The organism is Psychromonas sp. KJ10-10, assembly GCF_047323245.1.
Lineage (GTDB): Bacteria > Pseudomonadota > Gammaproteobacteria > Enterobacterales > Psychromonadaceae > Psychromonas.
Genome location: NZ_CP178826.1, coordinates 2,427,465 through 2,444,940 on the forward strand (window position 1 = coordinate 2,427,465; position 17,476 = coordinate 2,444,940).

General features: G+C 35.4%; 22 protein-coding genes. 6 read left to right on the forward strand and 16 right to left on the reverse strand.

What is annotated here, in order from left to right:
* Positions 1 to 41 precede the first annotated feature (41 nt).
* The 8 genes from ACLKMH_RS14015 to ACLKMH_RS14050 form a co-directional block, all read right to left on the reverse strand.
* Positions 42 to 707 (reverse strand): GGDEF domain-containing protein, encoded by a 666-nt coding sequence (locus tag ACLKMH_RS14015; protein WP_413698717.1) that lies wholly within the window; start codon positions 705 to 707, stop codon positions 42 to 44.
* Positions 708 to 753: 46 nt separating this feature from the next.
* Entirely contained in the window at positions 754 to 1,326 is a 573-nt protein-coding gene (locus tag ACLKMH_RS14020; RefSeq protein WP_413698718.1) for a hypothetical protein, read from the reverse strand.
* A 142-nt stretch (positions 1,327 to 1,468) separates the two neighbouring features.
* The gene (locus ACLKMH_RS14025; protein WP_413698719.1) at positions 1,469 to 1,918 is read right to left on the reverse strand and encodes a hypothetical protein; all 450 of its coding nucleotides are present in this window, start codon (positions 1,916 to 1,918) and stop codon (positions 1,469 to 1,471) included.
* Entirely contained in the window at positions 1,902 to 2,549 is a 648-nt protein-coding gene (locus ACLKMH_RS14030; protein ID WP_413702350.1) for an ABC transporter substrate-binding protein, read from the reverse strand. The genes ACLKMH_RS14025 and ACLKMH_RS14030 overlap by 17 nt, the downstream gene beginning before the upstream one ends.
* Complete coding sequence (locus ACLKMH_RS14035; RefSeq protein WP_413698720.1) at positions 2,527 to 3,096, reverse strand: ABC transporter substrate-binding protein; 570 nt, start codon at positions 3,094 to 3,096, stop codon at positions 2,527 to 2,529. Before ACLKMH_RS14035 ends, ACLKMH_RS14030 begins: the two co-directional genes overlap by 23 nt.
* A 95-nt stretch (positions 3,097 to 3,191) precedes the next feature.
* A complete protein-coding gene (locus ACLKMH_RS14040) occupies positions 3,192 to 3,674 on the reverse strand; it encodes an ROK family protein (RefSeq protein ID WP_413698721.1) in 483 nt (160 codons plus the stop codon).
* The gene (locus ACLKMH_RS14045) at positions 3,671 to 4,087 is read right to left on the reverse strand and encodes an ROK family protein (RefSeq protein WP_413698722.1); all 417 of its coding nucleotides are present in this window, start codon (positions 4,085 to 4,087) and stop codon (positions 3,671 to 3,673) included. The genes ACLKMH_RS14040 and ACLKMH_RS14045 overlap by 4 nt, the downstream gene beginning before the upstream one ends.
* A 40-nt stretch (positions 4,088 to 4,127) precedes the next feature.
* On the reverse strand, positions 4,128 to 5,225 hold the full coding sequence (locus tag ACLKMH_RS14050) for a LacI family DNA-binding transcriptional regulator (protein ID WP_413698723.1): 1,098 nt from the start codon (positions 5,223 to 5,225) through the stop codon (positions 4,128 to 4,130).
* 425 nt (positions 5,226 to 5,650) lie between these two features.
* Here ACLKMH_RS14050 and ACLKMH_RS14055 point away from each other — a divergent pair, with 425 nt between their 5' ends.
* The 6 genes from ACLKMH_RS14055 to ACLKMH_RS14080 all read left to right on the forward strand — a co-directional run bounded on the left by ACLKMH_RS14055 (position 5,651) and on the right by ACLKMH_RS14080 (position 11,573).
* On the forward strand, positions 5,651 to 6,823 hold the full coding sequence (locus tag ACLKMH_RS14055) for a glycosyl hydrolase (RefSeq protein ID WP_413698724.1): 1,173 nt from the start codon (positions 5,651 to 5,653) through the stop codon (positions 6,821 to 6,823).
* A 23-nt stretch (positions 6,824 to 6,846) separates the two neighbouring features.
* Positions 6,847 to 7,668 (forward strand): TRAP transporter substrate-binding protein DctP, encoded by an 822-nt coding sequence (dctP, locus tag ACLKMH_RS14060; RefSeq protein WP_413698725.1) that lies wholly within the window; start codon positions 6,847 to 6,849, stop codon positions 7,666 to 7,668.
* Positions 7,643 to 7,828, forward strand: coding sequence for a hypothetical protein (locus ACLKMH_RS14065; protein WP_413698726.1), 186 nt, complete (start codon positions 7,643 to 7,645; stop codon positions 7,826 to 7,828). Before dctP ends, ACLKMH_RS14065 begins: the two co-directional genes overlap by 26 nt.
* A 71-nt stretch (positions 7,829 to 7,899) precedes the next feature.
* Positions 7,900 to 9,138, forward strand: a complete 1,239-nt coding sequence (locus ACLKMH_RS14070) for a TRAP transporter large permease subunit (RefSeq protein WP_413698727.1) — start codon at positions 7,900 to 7,902, stop codon at positions 9,136 to 9,138.
* Between the two features lie 17 nt (positions 9,139 to 9,155).
* Entirely contained in the window at positions 9,156 to 9,824 is a 669-nt protein-coding gene (locus tag ACLKMH_RS14075) for a TRAP transporter large permease subunit (RefSeq protein WP_413698728.1), read from the forward strand.
* Between the two features lie 18 nt (positions 9,825 to 9,842).
* Complete coding sequence (locus ACLKMH_RS14080) at positions 9,843 to 11,573, forward strand: DUF2264 domain-containing protein (RefSeq protein ID WP_413698729.1); 1,731 nt, start codon at positions 9,843 to 9,845, stop codon at positions 11,571 to 11,573.
* Positions 11,574 to 11,584: 11 nt separating this feature from the next.
* On the opposite strand, the gene ACLKMH_RS14085 is transcribed toward ACLKMH_RS14080, so the two are convergent.
* The 8 genes from ACLKMH_RS14085 to ACLKMH_RS14120 form a co-directional block, all read right to left on the reverse strand.
* Positions 11,585 to 12,700: a Gfo/Idh/MocA family protein gene (locus ACLKMH_RS14085; RefSeq protein ID WP_413698730.1), complete on the reverse strand. Its 1,116-nt coding sequence runs from the start codon at positions 12,698 to 12,700 to the stop codon at positions 11,585 to 11,587.
* 136 nt (positions 12,701 to 12,836) lie between these two features.
* The gene (locus tag ACLKMH_RS14090; protein WP_413698731.1) at positions 12,837 to 12,995 is read right to left on the reverse strand and encodes a hypothetical protein; all 159 of its coding nucleotides are present in this window, start codon (positions 12,993 to 12,995) and stop codon (positions 12,837 to 12,839) included.
* Positions 12,988 to 14,190 carry a sodium:proton antiporter NhaD gene (gene nhaD / locus ACLKMH_RS14095; RefSeq protein ID WP_413698732.1) on the reverse strand — a complete coding sequence of 401 codons (1,203 nt, stop codon included), beginning with the start codon at positions 14,188 to 14,190 and terminating at the stop codon, positions 12,988 to 12,990. Before nhaD ends, ACLKMH_RS14090 begins: the two co-directional genes overlap by 8 nt.
* Positions 14,191 to 14,460: 270 nt before the next feature.
* On the reverse strand, positions 14,461 to 14,595 hold the full coding sequence (locus ACLKMH_RS14100) for an EAL domain-containing protein (RefSeq protein ID WP_413698733.1): 135 nt from the start codon (positions 14,593 to 14,595) through the stop codon (positions 14,461 to 14,463).
* A 31-nt stretch (positions 14,596 to 14,626) separates the two neighbouring features.
* Entirely contained in the window at positions 14,627 to 15,202 is a 576-nt protein-coding gene (locus ACLKMH_RS14105) for an EAL domain-containing protein (protein ID WP_413698734.1), read from the reverse strand.
* 146 nt (positions 15,203 to 15,348) lie between these two features.
* Positions 15,349 to 16,035 (reverse strand): diguanylate cyclase domain-containing protein, encoded by a 687-nt coding sequence (locus ACLKMH_RS14110; protein WP_413698735.1) that lies wholly within the window; start codon positions 16,033 to 16,035, stop codon positions 15,349 to 15,351.
* Positions 16,017 to 16,337 carry a hypothetical protein gene (locus ACLKMH_RS14115; protein WP_413698736.1) on the reverse strand — a complete coding sequence of 107 codons (321 nt, stop codon included), beginning with the start codon at positions 16,335 to 16,337 and terminating at the stop codon, positions 16,017 to 16,019. The genes ACLKMH_RS14110 and ACLKMH_RS14115 overlap by 19 nt, the downstream gene beginning before the upstream one ends.
* A 3-nt stretch (positions 16,338 to 16,340) precedes the next feature.
* Entirely contained in the window at positions 16,341 to 17,438 is a 1,098-nt protein-coding gene (locus tag ACLKMH_RS14120; RefSeq protein ID WP_413698737.1) for an FIST signal transduction protein, read from the reverse strand.
* Positions 17,439 to 17,476 lie beyond the last annotated feature (38 nt).

Genomic DNA, 17,476 nt, shown 5'->3' on the forward strand with positions numbered 1-17,476 from the left:
AAATAACGGTACTGTATCGTTTTGCTTATCCAGAACTGAGGTTAAGTTTCAGCACTTTTACCAACGCGATTACGGCCACTAGATTTAGCATCATAAAGTGCTTTATCGGCAATCGAAACTAAGTCTTTTGTTTTTTGTTTTCTATCAGGAATACAGGCCGCGATGCCTAAGCTAATTGTCACAATACCTATTTCTGTATCTTCGTTTTTTAATGATAATGATTGCACTGCAAGTCTAATTTTCTCGGCTAGTTCAAAGGCTTCATTTAAATCTGTACTCGGAGAAATAATACAAAACTCTTCTCCGCCATAACGAGCAACAAGTTCACCAGCTCGACTTGCATTACTTGCTAATGAATTAGCTACTTTTTTAAGGCATTTATCACCAGCTTGATGCCCATATCTATCATTGAATTTTTTAAAATGATCAACATCAATCATGATTAAAGCCAATGGTTGATTAGTTCGTTGTGCACGTGTCCATTCCGTCTCTAGGTTATCATCAAAACATCGTCGATTTGCTAGACCCGTTAAAAAATCAGTAAGGGAGAGTTTTTCTAATTTATTGTTCATTGCTTCTAATTGTAAACTTTTTTGTTTTAAATCTGCGTTGAAGGTTTCTACTTTTTGATTACTTAATAGTAATTCTGCTTGTCTTTGCTCTGCTTCAACGGCTGTTTTTTGAAACTGGCGAATGGTGATGCTCAAGCGCCCGATTTCGTCGTTACCAGCAGGTGGTAAAGGGGTATCAAGTTTACCTGCTTGCTATAGATTGCATAGCATTACTGAGCCATGATAAGCGCGATATGATATTTCGGATTAAATAAAAATACATAAGAGCGCCAATGCTAAATAACCCGACTGTTGTCGCGAACAGCAAGATAAGCATGTACTTTTGCCTTAATGATTCTGTTGTTGCAGTCGCTTCTTGAGTTTCTTGAATCTCTTGCTTTACTAATGCTGAGGATGCTTCATCAACCAGTAATGTAAATCTCTGATTCTCATTGATTAAACTTTTACCAACGATTTCAAGTAATAATTCCCGTTTACGCAATGTTACTAAGCCATTTTCTCCTAAAACAATATCTTTCAACTGTTTAAAGGGATGGTCTAATTTGACTTTAATTTCTGTTGGTATTTTATTAAAGGTGCTAGCCGCCTCTGATAGCTCACTTGATAATATTTCCGATGAAACTTCTAAGCTAGAAAGAGAAGGATCTTCAATGATGGTAAGGGCATAACGACTCAGTGCTTCAATTTCTCTATAAAAACGTTGTACATGAAACCATTGTGCAGATTTTTGGGTGAGATTGATGATTCGCTCCATAGGAGGAGAGGGCAGAGACAATAAATAATTAATAAGATCATTATCTGCTTCGATGATGCGTACTCTATATGTTAAATGTTGTTTAAAGGTTTGTAGGTTAGAAAGTAGACTTTCACGGTAAAGTTGACTTTCCTGTGTAATTTTAATGCTGTTGCTTGGCTAAAGTACGTAATTTTTCTAAATTTTCGGTTAAGGCATTGGAGAAATTTCTAATATGTGCTTTTTGCCTAACAATATTATCCATACCCTTTAATGATTGTTTATAATCTTCTACCGCTTTAAAAAACTCCTGTTCAACAAAAGCTAAATCATTGTCGTTTTTTACTGATTGAAAGGATGTGCCGGTGACGGCCAATTCATTAACTGCTTTAGCAATTTGAGAACTTTGCAACATAGCTGGCAGTCGCTGTTCAAGGATAACCGCCATCGATTTACTGACTTGGTTGGTACTATATAAAGCAACTAAAGTAGCAAGAATCATAATAAATGACATTGCACTGAAACCAAGTAATAAACTTTTTCGTATTGTTAAACCTGTAGGTTTATTAAAAATAATTTGTTTCATAAGGTAAGCTTTAATCCACTGAGACACGTTTACCTCTTTTCCAAATATACCAAGAAAAGGATGGATAACTGGTTTGGATATCACCTTTTTCATTAAAGGAGATGGTGCCAAGGATTGTGTCTATTGGTTGCTTGCGAATAGCGCTTGCAACTAAATCTGTATCAAAAGAATTTGCTCTTTGTACGCCTTTTATCCAGGTTTGAGTGGCGGCATATGCAAGAAGAGTATAACCTGCAGGCTCTTCTCCTTGTTTTTTTAAAGCTTCAATTGCTTCAATCGCAGTTGATAACTCTGCTGCTTCTGGCGTAAATGTAAATGCAATATCTTCCCCTGCAAGTCCTGCGGTTTCGATAAATACTTTCGAAACGATCGTGTCGCTACTGAGAATATCAAAGGGAGCTTCCATTTGTTTCGATTGACGGACAAAAACGCCACTATCGAGTCCTCCACCGACGAGGTATAAAACTTCAACGCCTGCATTAATAATATTTTGAATTTCCTTTACATAGGATGAAGCGGATGCAACGCCAACAGCAGAATGAACTATTTTAATGCCTTTATTTTGCAAGGACTTAATTGCGTTTTGTGCGAGTACTACTGAATAACTACCAGGAAAATAGAATACACCTACTTTTTTACCTGCGTAGCGTTGAGCTATTCTTTGTCTCTGCTATTTCACCTTGCACATCATCTCTGCCAATCATTCTAAATATAGAGTTGATACCCAGTTCAGTCACTTTAGGTTGAGTCGAAGAAGGTGTAATTTGAAGGATATTATGATGATCATAAATGGGTGCGACTTTGACTGTGGCCATTGAACAAGAGTGTCCAATTACAACCACTGGAGAATAATTAACAACATTGTTAGCAATTTTTTCAGCAATCAGCGTATTACATTTATCATCAAAGGTTTTAATATGAATTGATTTTCCCAATAGTTTTTTATCAGGTAAGGCATCTATTGCGGCTGTTACGCCAGCTTTAAATTGAATACCTATAGAGAAACTGTGTCCGACCATAGGTGCGACAATTGCCACGGTTTCAGATTGTTGGGCTTTTAATGTTAAAGGGAGTGCCGTAAATATTAAAATGATAAATGAAATAAATGCATTACGGTAAAAAATGCTGATGTCAAAGGGAAGTATCAAATCAAATGACTTTTCAAATGACTTTGCTTCCCGCTCACCTTGGTGACATAAATACATTTTATTTCTCCCTAACTAATATGTTATGAATATATTGATTATAGAAGAAATATGAAAAAACGATGTAAAATAAAAGAGTTAATCTCTATCTTGGATTATTTTGCTAACCAAGTCGCGCCACGAATGCCAGAAGAATCACCATATTTAGCAGGATAAAGGTTAATTTCTATATCTGCGGTAATTGTATATTGCGGAATCACTTTACGCACGTCTTCATAAATGCGCAAAACATTAGAAAGTCCTCCGCCAAAGACAATTGCATTTGGATCTAATATATTGATAATGACCGCTAAGCTTCGTGCTAATTGGTCAATGAATAAATGATAAACTTTTTCAGCTAAGGGATTTGATTGCTCAAGTTGTGTAAAGAATTCTGGTCCGGTTATCTTTGTTTGAGCTAATTGATTATATTGCCTAGTTAACCCTGTGCCTGAAATAAATTGTTCAAGGCAGTGTTCTCCACCACAGAAGCAGATTGGATTTAGCCCATCAATGTTTTCACAGTAGTTTGGAAGAGGGTTGTGTCCCCATTCACCAGCATTCGCATTTAAACCTTCAATAATATGTTGATTAATCACAATTCCACCGCCACAACCAGTGCCAAGAATAACGCCAAATACAACAGGTTTTCCAGTCGCATGACACCATCTACAGCTTCAGATAAAGCAAAGCAATTAGCGTCATTTGCAATAAAAACTTTTTTATTAAGACGAGTACTTAAATCCGCTTGTAAATTTTTTCCATTAAGGAAAGTGCAGTTAGAGTTTTTGACTTGTGACGTTTTAGGATCGAGTACACCAGGCAACCCAATTCCAACACTACATGTCATCCCCACGGCTTGCTCGGCTTCTAAAATTAATGCATAAATATTATTGATAAACTCAGTATATTCATGAACCGTTAAAATACGCTTTTTGAAGTGTGTTTTACCTTCTTCATCTAGCACAATAATCTCAGTTTTTGTGCCTCCAATATCAAAACCTATATACATAATGCTTCCTTTTAAAACGAATTTAGTTCATTTTTGTTATTCATTGGTCGATATTTCGTACCGAGTTTCGTTTAATAAGTTCAACGGATACACTTGAACGTGTTGTTGTTTTTTTATTGTTATTATTAATATTAGAAATTAATTTATTTAAGGCCGTTTGTGCAATTTTATTATAATCGGTACTGATAGTGGTAAGTGGGGGACTTGAAATTGCACCAATAGCTAGATTATCAAAGCCGATAACAGATATATCCTCTGGAACTCTAATACCAACACTTGATAGCGCTTCAATGAGTGATAAGGCAATCATGTCACAAATACAGAAAACGGCACTACAGTCTTCAAATATCTTTTCTTTGATTAACAAGGGTAAAATTTCTCTTGCTCCAAAGTCACCTGATGGATTAGTGATTAACTCATTGCCAATAAGGTTTCTACTGGATTCGACTCTTTCAACATAGTTAATAAAATCGATTACAGTTGTTGCTTTATCATATTGAATACCTGACATAGTTAATGCGCGTAAAAAGCCATCAGTGCGTTGAAAGGTAGAATGTCTATCGTTAGCTGTTAGAATTTTTATATTACGATGGCCTTTTTTAATCAAATAATCTGCCGCCATAAAACCACCAAATTCATAATCTGGAGAAATACTTGGGGTTTGCATGGATGGATCTAGGCCATTAATGATGACAATAGGAAGAGTATTCTGTGTTGCTAACTGGAGAATATCTTTATTGGGGTTACCCAAAATTAACAAGGCTTCTTTATTACTTAATTTCTGGTTAGCTTGAGTAAGTGACGTCAGTTGATTAAACATCGACATTTCAAGTTGAATTCCTAACTTATTAGCTTCTTGTTTTAATTCATTAAGTAAATTTCCATAAAAAGTATTAGAAGCAACAGCTGAATCGTCACAAATTACGGTTAGCTTAGTAAATGGCAATGAGATATCAACACTCTTTCGTTTTTTTATATATCCAAGCTCTTGAATTACTTTTTGTACGCGTGCGACGACTTCCGGTTTGACCAGGGAATTGTTATTTAATACACGAGAAACCGTTGCTTTTGAAACACCTGATAGAAGCGCTATTTGATCAAGTGTTGGTTTTCGTTTTGTAACTTGTTGTTTATTCAAGGTTTTTCCAGTTTGAATATGCGTTTTAGTAGAGAAAAAGTATTTTTAATAGTATTGCTGATAATCATACTTTGTTTATATAAAAAGGCGTTGTTATAAATCACACCAAGAAACATTTCATAATTATAATTATTCCAAAAAGTGTTTATATGTTTTAGCAAATAAAAAAGCTAAACCTTAGTTGTATTGTGCTAATTAATCACAACCTGCCCGTAAAAAATATAATAATCTTAAAAAATATTTAATGAAACGTTTCATTTTAGTAAATGTTTCATGTGGTGAGTTTGCTCACAAAATTTTATTTGGAGAGGATATATGATGTGCCCAGTCGTAATTGACATGTTTAAAAATTTCAGAAAGAAATATTTAACTCTGTTATGAAACATTTCAATTAAAGAAGTATTTCAACAGTTGAGGCTTAATAAATGAATCATGACTTAGAGCAAATAAAACGGGATATCATTACTAGCATCGATATTAATGCACCAATTATTGGTTTGAGAAACCCAATGGTCGGGGCGGGTGCAGAAGATCATCAATGGTTATATCCAGAGGAATATTTTTGGACCGATTCTTTTTGGACTGGTGAGTTATGGCTCGCATATATGATCACTGGTAAACAAGAATATAAAAATATGGCACGTATGCGTTATGCGCATTTGAAAAAAATATTAGACACTCCTCTTTGGTTAAACCATGACCTAGGTTTTGAATTCAGTTTATCTGCCGTAGCGGATTATAAATTAACTGGTAACTTAAAAGCCCGTGATTTAGCACTAAAAGCGACTGAGGCATTAAGAAACCGTTATAACTGGAATGGCCAATATATTGTTGCCTGGACAGCAGGAGCTGAAGATAAAGCTCATGCTGAAAGTGTGCAGGGCAAGATCATCATAGATTGCATGCAAAACCTGCCTTTATTGCTTTGGGCTTACGATGAAACCAATATTGAGTCGTTTAAACAGGTCGCAATTGGACAAGCAGAGACTTCGCTTAAGCATTTAGTAAGAGACGATTTTAGTACTTATCATACCTTTGATTTTGATCCTGTTACTAATAAACCACTTAAAGGCTGTACCCATCAAGGTTATAGCGATGAATCCTGTTGGAGTCGCGGACAAGCCTGGGCTATACATGGTTTTGCTCAACTTGCTTTGATGACTGGCAACCTTCGTTATGCAGAACTAAGTGAAAATCTTACTGAGTATATGCTGGACAAAATAAGCGAAGATATGGTGCCTATCTGGGACTATTTATTACCTGAAAATGAAATTCAATATAAAGATACTTCTGCAGGTTCAGTAACCTCAGCTGGCCTTTATATTTTATCGGAGGTATTCGATAAAGCAGGTAAAAGTGAAAAGTCTGAATACTACAAAAATATTGCAAACCAAATGCTATTGGCATTACGTGAAGGTTATGACTTAACCCATGATCCCAAAGCACAAGGTTTGTTATCAAATTCTGCTTCATCGGTACCACATGCGATGGAGAGAAATTTGCCTTACTTGGCGAACGCAATGCTTCCTTATGGAGATTATTACTATTTTGAAGCAACTTTACGAGCAACTGGTCATACCAAGTTTTTTGGTAAGTAAATTAATAACATAAGGAAAGAAATATGAAAGGCTTTAAATCAAAACTACTACTTGTTAGTGCATTAATGTTAGCGACAAGTGGTTTACAAGCAAAAACATATAAATTTGCAACTAATATTCCAAGTGAAGATGCGGCTGGTACCTTGTTAACAGAGTTAGGTGAAAATATTAATCAACGTACAGATGGTCGAGTCAAAATTCGATTCTTTTGGAATGGCACATTAGGCGGACAAGCACAATATTTACAACAAGTTCAAAGTGGTGTGATTGACATGGGTTTGGTCAATAGTGCGACATTAGAAAACTTAGCACCACAAATTTCAGCGGTAAATTTACCCTATGTATTTCGGGATTTAAAAGAGTATGAAACAACTATGCTAAATCCTGAGGTTTCAAAAATTATTGATGATTCATTGATTGCCAAAAATGTATCTTCTTTAGGTTTTTTAAGTAATGGTTTTAGAAGTATTTATACCACTAAACCAACATCAACGTTAAAAGATTTAGAAGGCCTGAAATTAAGAACATCACCGAGTGATACTTACATGACAATGATCCGCGCACTTGGGGCAGTTCCAACTCCTATGGATTTTGGTGAAGTTTACCCGGCCTTACAACAAGGTATTATTGATGGTGCAGAAGGGGGCCTAGCTGGACTTTGGGAGGTAAAGTTTGGTGAAGTATCTAAGTATGCTTTACGAACTGAGCATACGCGTTTAACAGACTTTTTGATTGCAAGTAAGAAATTTACCACATCAGTGAGTGCTGAGGACTTAGAAATTATTAATCAAGAGTTCTTAAAAACGACTCAAAAGTCATTTGTCTGCTGTTGCATCTCAAATTGAAAAATCTGAAGCTTTGGCTGAATCTAAATTAGGGGTTAAGTACACCATTGTTGAAAAAGGTCCGTTAATAGAACGTATGCAACCTATGTATGATGATGCTTTAGCAAATCCAGTTAAAGCAAAACTTTTAGAAACTATTTTTACAGTACAAGGGCGTTAGAGTATTGAGCCAACAAGCATTGTGCCTGTTGGCTTTTTTTATTGTTTGTTAAACCTAATTAGGATTTGAATATGACTGAGGCAGTTAAGACGATTAAGATAAATCAGGCAAATGAGTCTTGGTCATTTAACCAGTTTTTAGAAAAAACACTAAAAGTATTTTTAGTAACGCTACTTGCTGTCATGAGTATGTTGATAGTTTACCAAGTTGTAGCACGTTATGTATTTAATTCTCCTAGTGCTATGTCTGAGGAATTACTACGATTCTCATTAATTTGGTTAGGCATTCTAGGTGTCGCTTTGTGTTTTATTAAATCGACACATTTGAGTTTGCCCTTATTGATAGATCATGTCGATATATCAACGCGAACAAAAATGGAGTTATTTAATAAGTACATGTATGTATTGCTAGGTGCAGTAATGACATGGGGAGGATATGTTGCATCGGCAAAAAATTTGACCATGTTAACGCCAACAATGCAAATTCCCTTAGGACTTGTTCAAAGTGTTTTTATTATTAGTGGTGTCATTATCGCGGGCACACAATTTTATAAAATTATACAAGAAATTAAACAGCACCCAAGGCAAGGGGTTGTGCTGACTTTATATGTTGTTATTTCTGTTATTTTATTCTTTGCTTTTACCTACATAAAAGGCTTGGATAGTTTTGATAATTATCTCTATGACAATATTGAATTGATTTCTTTTTTCATGTTGTTTTTGTCATTTTTGTTCTTCTTATTAATGGGGACTTCAATTGCAGTCGGGTTAGCTTTTTCAGGAATTTTTACCTTATTTTTACAGATTGATTTTTTGGATCTTATTAGTACCAGTAGTGAAAAACTATTTAGTGGATTGGATAGTTTTGGTTTTCTAGCATTACCTTTTTTCATACTGGCTGGCAATATAATGAATCAAGGTGGTATTGCTAAGCGATTGATTGTATTTGCAATGTTAATTGGTAAAAAAGTACCTGGTAGTTTATGGCAAACAAATATTGTTGCTAATATGATGTTCGGTTCGTTGTCTGGTTCCGCGATTGCCGCTTCTACTGCAATAGGTGGGATCATTACACCAATGGCTAAAGAGAAGAATTATGATATGCCATTTTCAACGGCTGTAAATGCAAGTTCATCTATTGCTGGCATGTTGATCCCACCAGCTGGCGCCTTTATTGTTTATTCGATGATCACTGGGGGAAATGCATCTATAGCGGCTTTATTTTTAGGTGGATATTTGCCTGGCATGATCATTGGTTTAAGTGTGATGTTAGTTGCTTATCGTTTTGCTAAAAAAATAATTATCCAGTAGATAAAACCCAATATGCGATGGGAGATGTTGCCAGTATTATTTGGCGGGCCTTACCAAGTATGTTTCTGGTTTTTGTTGTTATTGGTGGGATTATTGGCGGTATGTTTACGGCGATAGAAGCCTCTGGTGTAGCGGTTATCTATAGTCTTTTATTAGCCATGTGTTATCGAACTCTTACTCTTAAAAGTTTAATTAAAACCCTCTATGATTCTGCACTCAGTACGGCTGTTATTCTATTTTTAATTTCTTGTTCTGGTTTAATGAGTTGGTCAATGACCTTTGCAAGCATTCCTGACATTGTTGGCGAAATGTTAGTTGCGGTTAGTGATAATAAGTATGTCATTTTGTTAGTTATTAATATTACCTTGTTACTGGTTGGGGTATTTATGGATATGGCGCCAGCACAATTGATATTTACGCCAATTCTTTATCCTGTTGTTATTGGATTGGGTGTTGATCCTGTTCATTTTGGCATCATCATGATTTATAACTTGTCGATGGGTATTGTTACGCCTCCTGTTGGAACAGTGTTATTTGTCTCCTGTGGTATTAGTGGTGAAAAAATTACTAATGTAGTGCGCCCATTATTACCAATTTTCTTAGTGCAATTTATTGGGCTTTTACTGGTTACTTATATTCCTGTATTGAGTTTAGGCTTACCTAAGTTCTTTGGATTAATTAATTAAAGGCGAAAGGCGATAAACATGAAATATTCCTTATTTTCTGAGAACCCATTAACCACAAAAAAAGACTTTCAACGTTTAGTGAAAGACTTATTTGAACCATTAATTCCTTATTATCAGACACAAGGGGCTCAAATTGATTTTGATGAAGGTGGTGCATGTTTTGATATGCGAGCCAGTTCTTTAGAAGGAGTTGCTCGACCTTTATGGGGGTTAGTGCCTTTAGAACTAGGAGGTGGACAATTTAAACACTGGGATCTAATACGTTCGCTTATTATACAAGGCACAGATCCAAATTCAGATCTGTATTGGGGCAGTCTAAAAGATGTTGATCAACGCAGTGTGGAAATGGTCGCAATTGGCTTTTTTATGATTTTGTTGCCACAACAAGCCTGGCACCCTTTGACAGATAAACAAAAAAACAACTTAGTAACATGGTTAGCCAGTATTCAGTACAAGGAAACATCTCACAATAATTGGTTATTTTTTACTGTGATTATTCAGCAAGCATTGGAAGAGGTTGGTCAGCTTGAATTAGTTGATTTAGTGTTAAAAGAAAAGTTTTTGAACAAATTAAAAAATTGGTATTTAGGTGATGGTTGGTACGGTGATGGAGCTATAGAAACTATTGATCATTACGGTGGTTTTGCTTTGCATTATTACAGCATTCTGTATGCAACAAAGTTTAATCATCAAAATGATGAACTTGCTAAGTTATTTAAATTAAGAGCAGATGCCTTCGCAAAACCCTTTAGTTATTGGTTTGCTGATAATGGTGATACTTTAGTACAAGGACGTTCATTAACTTATCGTTTTGCTTGTTGTGGTTTTTGGGGGGCTTACTCACTACTGGATGATACAGAATTTACACCTGGGCAAATTAAGGGGCTTTGGGGCAGACATCTTCGTAGTTGGAAAAATAAACCTATTTTTACACATAATGGAATTTTAACCCGTGGTTATGACTATCCCAATTTACAAATGTGCGAAATCTATAATTCACCGACATCTCCCTATTGGGCATTCAAGGCTTTTTTACCTTTAATGCTTGAGGATGATTCGCCTTTTTGGACAAGTAAAGAAGAGCCTATAGATTATCCAGAAGTTATCAAAGCCATGCCTGCCAGTAAAACTATTGCACAACGTATAGATGGCAATTCTATTATTCATTATGCGGCGACGGTTCATCCAGGTTTTCAACTTGATAAATACAACAAATTCGCCTATTCGACCTTTGGTGGAATGGATATAAATGCCTTGTTGTATTGTGAAAAAATGAGTTTTGGCGATAACATTTTTGCATTTAGTTTTGATGATGGTTGCCATTGGCAAATGCGCCAGAAAAACCTGAATGTTAAAGTGCTAGAAAATCAATTAATCATTAATTGGAGCTCTGGGAAGTACATAGTTTTAACCACAATAGAGGTTAAACAAGACGGTGGTTGTGTTCGTACCCACCGTTTTAAAACTGATCAAGACGTTTGGGTAGTGGAAACTGGTTTTTCTGTTGGTAAATGGTATCAAGAAGAAGAGGTCTTTATTTCAAGTGGTGAACAAGCTTTACAGATTACAGTGCAGGGAAGTAACGGAATCACTACAATTAAAAGTTTGGATACTCATAAAAAATCAGCGCATGTTAGCACACGAGTAAACAGTGATGTTTCCTTTCCTAGAAGTGCGGTTCCTTTTTTATTAACAAAGTTAACAGCGGGAGAGCATATAATATGCAGTTCTTTTAAAATGAATAAATAACCGACAATATTTTAATTTTGCTCATTATCTATTTTATCAGCTAAAAACCTTCTATAAACCTCTGCGTCTATTGGTAAAGTTATCGTTTTTCCTGTAAAAGAAGACAGAATCATGCTGTTTGCTAATTCAACGGATTTTATTCCCTCCTCTGCTGGCGCAATAAGTGAAGCATTAGCGTTAATGATACATTCGTAAAAGTTCTTAATAATAGCGAGATGCTCTTGTTCATGTTGTGGTTCAATAGCAATGCTTATTTGTGTTGTATCAGGTTTTATAAAACCTTGTTCTGCATTTTGACTGAACTGTGTCATTGCTTGTTCATTTTTGGTAAATAACAGCTTTTGATCTTCGTATACTAACTTGCCCTTTTCAGCTGTGATCTCAAGTCTGTTTGTTCCTGGTGCTTCACCTGTAGAGGCAATAAAAATACCTGTTGCACCATTTTTAAACTCGCAATAAGCGTTGACATTATCTTCAACGTTTATATTGTGATACTTCCCTACTTGGCAAAAGGCGGTTACTTTTGTGGGTAAACCAAAAAGCCATTGAAAAAGATCCAATTGGTGCGGACATTGGTTTAATAAAACCCCACCTCCTTCACCTTTCCATGTGCCACGCCAACCGCCAGATTGGTAATATTGCTCGGTTCTAAACCAATCAGTAATGATCCAATTAACGCGCCGAATTTCTCCGAGAGTGCCATCGTCAATTAAGGATTTTATTTTAATAAACGCAGGATTAGTTCTTTGATTAAACATAGTCGCAAAACGAAGGTGTTTTTGTGTGTGATGCGCTTGGAGCATTTTTAATGCATCAGCTTTATGAACTGCGATAGGTTTTTCAGTTAAAACATGTAAACCGGCTTGAAAAGCTTTTAAGGTGATTGGTGTATGCTGAAAATGAGGTGTCGCAATGATTAGAGCATCAATATCAGCTGAACTGATCATTTCATCAATATTGTAAAAAGGCTGTGCGGAAAAACGAGCCGCAAATTCATCTGTTGGTTTTTTGCGTAATCCACAGACGGCACTTAAACAAACTCCAGGAATTTGCATTAAGTTAGAAGCATGTGACGCTCCCATAACACCTAAACCGATAAGCCCAATATTGATTTTTGAGGATGACATAATAGATTGCCTTATTAATATTTTTTAATGTAAAAATGATGATATTAAATAGGCGATATTGAGAGGTTGGGTAGTGTCGTTTTTTGATAGGAAAAGATGTTCTCAAGTAAACCCTGAGAACATCTTAATGTGTTACTTAGTGTCCTGCAACCGCGTTAACGGCAGGTTGGATATATAAGCCTAATACTTCATATTGAAGGTACCAAACTGTGATGGAAACAAAGTAACCCACCAGAATTGTCCATGAATACTTCATATGCGCACCAAAGGTATAAACACCTTTAAGTTTACCCATCACACCAACACCTGCAGCAGAGCCAAAGGAGATCATCGCCGCCACCAACACCAGCTGTTAAGGTTACCAACATCCATTGTGCTAATGGGATATCTGGCGATGATTTTAATACAGCAGACATAACCGGAACGTTATCAACGATAGCAGATAAGAAACCGACACCAATATTTACGTACATAGGATCAAATAAGGTATACAGTTTAACTGCATGGCTTAAGAAACCTGCAAAATGTAATGCACCAACCGCGACTAATATACCGAAGAAGAAGAGTAGGGTATCATTTTCGACTTTAGAAACGGATTTATAAATTTGGATATCGTTATCATGATGTTTTTTCAACCTGTATGCATAAAGTTGTAACAGTGACAAACCAAATAACATTCCCCACATCGGCGGTAAATGCATTAATTGTTTACCTAATACCGCTGAAGCGATAGTAAAGATACCTAGTCCGATAATGACTTTACCACCTTTATGAATTTTAACGGGTTCAGCACCTTCAATTTTCTTTGGTGAGCCTTTAGGGACAAAACGAGACAGTAGGAAGGCTGTCATACCCCAGCCAATAATAGAAGAGGGGAACAAAAATAGGAAATCAACGAAGCTTCCTTTTCCAGCAGACCATGCCATCAAAGTGGTAATATCACCAAAGGGAGACCAAGCACCACCCGCATTTGCCGCTACCACGATATTAATAGTCGCCGGCACAAGGAATGCCTTATTGTTTTTCTCTATGGTAATTAATACCGTCGATAGAATAAGCGCGGTTGTTAAGTTATCTGCAACCGGAGAGATAAAGAAGGCTAGAATACCAGTTACCCAAAACAATTTTTTATAGTTGTAGCCGGAGTTGAGGAGCTTCTCCTTTAGAGCGTCAAATACATTTCGTTCAATCAAGGCTTCAATAAAGGTCATAGCAACAAATAAGAAGAAGAATATTTCTGCAATTTCTAGTATAAGGTGAGCAATTTCAGTATCAAAGGTCGCAAAATTAAGGCCATTAATCGCATAATAGGCCCCTAATAACATAAACATAAAGGTACCAGTGAAGAGGGCTGGTTTCGCTTTGTTAATGTGATATTTTTCTTCCGCCGCAATAAAGTAATATCCTACTACAAATATAACTAATAAAAGCCATCCGAATGGTTCAACAGCTAAATCAACAGCCTGAACCCCGCTTTCTACTCGTGTCATGTTACCTCCAATATAAGAATGAAAACATCAGAAAACCTCTTTAAAATAAAGCATCTAGGGTTTAATGTGTTCAACGTCAAATTTTCAACAGTTTAACAAAAAAATCAGGAAATGCTGTATGTGTCTAGCTTTTTAGCTTCCAAATCGGAGGTAATATTATTCTTAATCAAATAATTAGTAATTTTATCTTAGATTATTGTTATAAAAATCACTAAAACTAAGATAAAAGAGAAGGTATTGATGTGGCGAGCATATAAATATTGCCTTTAATTAATCTAAAAGTTTTAAGAATGATTCAAAGGGAACAGGTTTACTAAATAAATATCCTTGGTATTGATAACAGCCTAAAGAGTCTAAACACGCTAGCTCTTCGTTTGTTTCAACTCCTTCGGCTAATACTTCCATATTTAGCGTCTTACCTAAACTAATAATCATTTTAGCAATTGCTCGCACCTTCAGTTTGTTGGTCAATATCAATAACAAATGAACGATCAATTTTTAATAAAGAAGCGGGAATACGTCTTAAATATGATAATGAAGAATAACCTGTGCCGAAGTCATCAATACTACAATCAATGCCATGCTGTTTTAAATCTTCAATTAATACAATACTGTGTTCAAAGCTTTCTACTAATAGGTTTTCAGTTAGTTCTAGTCCTAAATGCTTAGGTTGAATATTATTTTTTTCAACATTAGAAATGACTAAATCTTTAAAATTAGCTTGTTGTAATTGTTTAGGACTGACATTTATCGATAATTTTTTAAAGGTCGAAGGTAAGCCTCGTTGCTCAAGTATTTTTATATCTCGACAGGCTTGCTCTAATACCCATAAACCAATATCTAGGATCAAACTGCTTTCTTCTGCAATAGGGATATAGACTTCTGGAGAAACCATTTCTCGTGTGGGATGATGCCAGCGCAATAAGGCTTCGGCACCAATAATTTCCTTTTTGTGATTATATTGAGGCTGATAATATAAACAAAATTCATTGTTTTGTATTGCCTGTTTCATTTCCTTTACATAAGCGTGTTTTAAATGAATCTTATCTGACATTGATTCCTGATAAAGTAGTGCTTTTGTTTTATTGGATCGTTTTGCTTCATGCATCGCAATATTAGCAAAGGGAATGATATCTTTATATTGGCTACTTTTAGTCGCTAGGTTTTGAGTGTCATCATTTTCAACAGCACGTTCTTCAAAAAATGCTGTTGAGGGTAAAAATGATAACCAATGCTACAGAAAATTTTAAATAAATTACCCTCACAGGTTAAGGGTAAATTTATTGCATGGTTAATTTTTAATATTATGCCATCTACAATTTCCTGTGCTTTTGTCATATCCTGAGGCAAGTGAGATAACAATAAAATAAACTCGTCCCCTCCAAATCGTGCCACATTCAAGTGCTCACAGGAAAGCGCATTTAACCGTTGAGCGAGTGCAATTAATACTTTATCTCCAATACTATGACCCATCTCATCGTTAATAGCTTTAAAACGATTTAAACCAAGAAAAATAAGACAACCGTGATGTTTTTCTTGAATTGCGCGGACATAGTCTTGTTTAAGTAATTCTTTTATATATTGTTGGCTGAATAATCCTGTTAAAGCATCATGTTGTGCTTCATAAATGGCGCGTTTGTCGGCTTTTTTTCTGGCTTCCATTTCAAGTAACAAGGAATTATAAACAATATTGCTGTAACAACTTGTTGAGAGTTTAACAAAAATAGGTTGTAAGGCCTTTGCAATAATAGGTTCAAACTCAACACGAGTTTCAAAAATAATAATGCCGTGATTAGGTAAATCAAAGGCATATAAGAAAGTACCGTTTATTTCTTCGAATAACACATCATTTTTTGTCTGCTGTGCTTTTTGGAAAAATTCTGCAATATATGTGTTTCTTGCCAGGCTTTACCTTCTTTATTTTTAGGAACACTTAAAAAATGTCGTGTTTGGTATGGCGTCTCGTTACTAATGATAATTGCTCTACCATCGCTATTTTGATGAAGGTAAACGTGCGCACTAGATAAACTTAAACGGGTAAAACACACCTTGATAAAATGTTTTAACATTTTATCAAGGTCAAAATCATTGATGACGGCCATTGCCAATTCATGTTGCAGTGAAATAATAAATAGTGCTTTATTCATAATTTATAGACAACCTATCACTGTTGATTTGTTAAGTAATTTCATCGCTCCACCCTGATCATTAGCTATTTCCCCTAAGGACAAAACACCTAAAATGATATTCGTGTCCTTATGTGTATAAAGCATATCCAGTTCTTGAGTGAAATCATCCTGTAAATAAAGTTTTCTGCTGATGCAGTCGAAGGCAATGGTGAGGTTACATTCTGATGAATTTAAGTTATTTAAGGCGCTAACCGCTGAATTGATTAATGAGTCTTTTTCACCTTTTAGAATGTATAACATAGAACTATCGGGGATATTTCCAACACATTGAATCGATGAGTTTGAATGAACAATGGGATCTCTGACTAGAAGTTCTCCATTAATATTTTCAATACCAAAGGGGAAATGACGTGATATTTGAAAAAATTCATGTTGGTCAAATTTATATTGACTGAGTTTTTCTACGGTTTCTTTATAGACATTAAATGCATCTTCATAATTCAAACTTTTAATTGTAGATCCATTTGAATCAGTGACCAAAAAAGGGCCATCAAGTATTGTCCAGCCATGACCAATGCTTGTTGATAAAGGGCGGTTGAATGTGATCAATTGAATAATATCACTTTTGAGCCCTTGGTTTGTGTATACGCAAGGTCTTTGAACAAAGTCGATATAACCAGCTCCACCACCAGCAATCGTCATCTCACGGTCTAATGTGCTGTATAATTCCTCGAGAAAAAATTCAGTATTTGCCATCAATCCATCGTAAAACATCAAGCAACTTGTCTCTTGTTTTAATGAGGTATTATCATCTATAAGTTGGCTAATATTGGCTGAATGGTCATCATTAATGTGAAATTGATGGTTACTTATTTCAAAGTCTAATCCAATAAACAGTACACCTTGCTCTAATAATTTATTACCGATAAAGACATTGACATATATACCGCCACAAACAGGTATGTTTATTGTTTGTAATAGGTTATTAATGTCACTTTCAATATATTGATTATCGCTACAACTCAGAATGATAATACTTTGCGGTTGTTGCGCTAAAATTAGTTGAAGCCCTTCATTAAAGGTTTCAAAACTACCATTATCACTATGCCATGTAACCATTTGATTATTCATAAAAGAATTTAACTATTAGTATTGAA

Bases quoted from the DNA above. Each gene is read 5' to 3' on its own strand.
- ACLKMH_RS14020 (WP_413698718.1), bottom strand. From the start codon at position 1,326: ATGGAGCGAATCATCAATCTCACCCAAAAATCTGCACAATGGTTTCAT.
- ACLKMH_RS14035 (WP_413698720.1), bottom strand. From the start codon at position 3,096: ATGTATTTATGTCACCAAGGTGAGCGGGAAGCAAAGTCATTTGAAAAG.
- ACLKMH_RS14045 (WP_413698722.1), bottom strand. From the start codon at position 4,087: ATGTATATAGGTTTTGATATTGGAGGCACAAAAACTGAGATTATTGTG.
- ACLKMH_RS14055 (WP_413698724.1), top strand. From the start codon at position 5,651: ATGAATCATGACTTAGAGCAAATAAAACGGGATATCATTACTAGCATC.
- dctP (WP_413698725.1), top strand. From the start codon at position 6,847: ATGAAAGGCTTTAAATCAAAACTACTACTTGTTAGTGCATTAATGTTA.
- ACLKMH_RS14070 (WP_413698727.1), top strand. From the start codon at position 7,900: ATGACTGAGGCAGTTAAGACGATTAAGATAAATCAGGCAAATGAGTCT.
- ACLKMH_RS14075 (WP_413698728.1), top strand. From the start codon at position 9,156: ATGGGAGATGTTGCCAGTATTATTTGGCGGGCCTTACCAAGTATGTTT.
- ACLKMH_RS14080 (WP_413698729.1), top strand. From the start codon at position 9,843: ATGAAATATTCCTTATTTTCTGAGAACCCATTAACCACAAAAAAAGAC.
- ACLKMH_RS14085 (WP_413698730.1), bottom strand. From the start codon at position 12,700: ATGTCATCCTCAAAAATCAATATTGGGCTTATCGGTTTAGGTGTTATG.
- ACLKMH_RS14090 (WP_413698731.1), bottom strand. From the start codon at position 12,995: ATGGGTAAACTTAAAGGTGTTTATACCTTTGGTGCGCATATGAAGTAT.
- nhaD (WP_413698732.1), bottom strand. From the start codon at position 14,190: ATGACACGAGTAGAAAGCGGGGTTCAGGCTGTTGATTTAGCTGTTGAA.
- ACLKMH_RS14100 (WP_413698733.1), bottom strand. From the start codon at position 14,595: ATGGAAGTATTAGCCGAAGGAGTTGAAACAAACGAAGAGCTAGCGTGT.
- ACLKMH_RS14105 (WP_413698734.1), bottom strand. From the start codon at position 15,202: ATGAAACAGGCAATACAAAACAATGAATTTTGTTTATATTATCAGCCT.
- ACLKMH_RS14115 (WP_413698736.1), bottom strand. From the start codon at position 16,337: ATGAATAAAGCACTATTTATTATTTCACTGCAACATGAATTGGCAATG.
- ACLKMH_RS14120 (WP_413698737.1), bottom strand. From the start codon at position 17,438: ATGGTTACATGGCATAGTGATAATGGTAGTTTTGAAACCTTTAATGAA.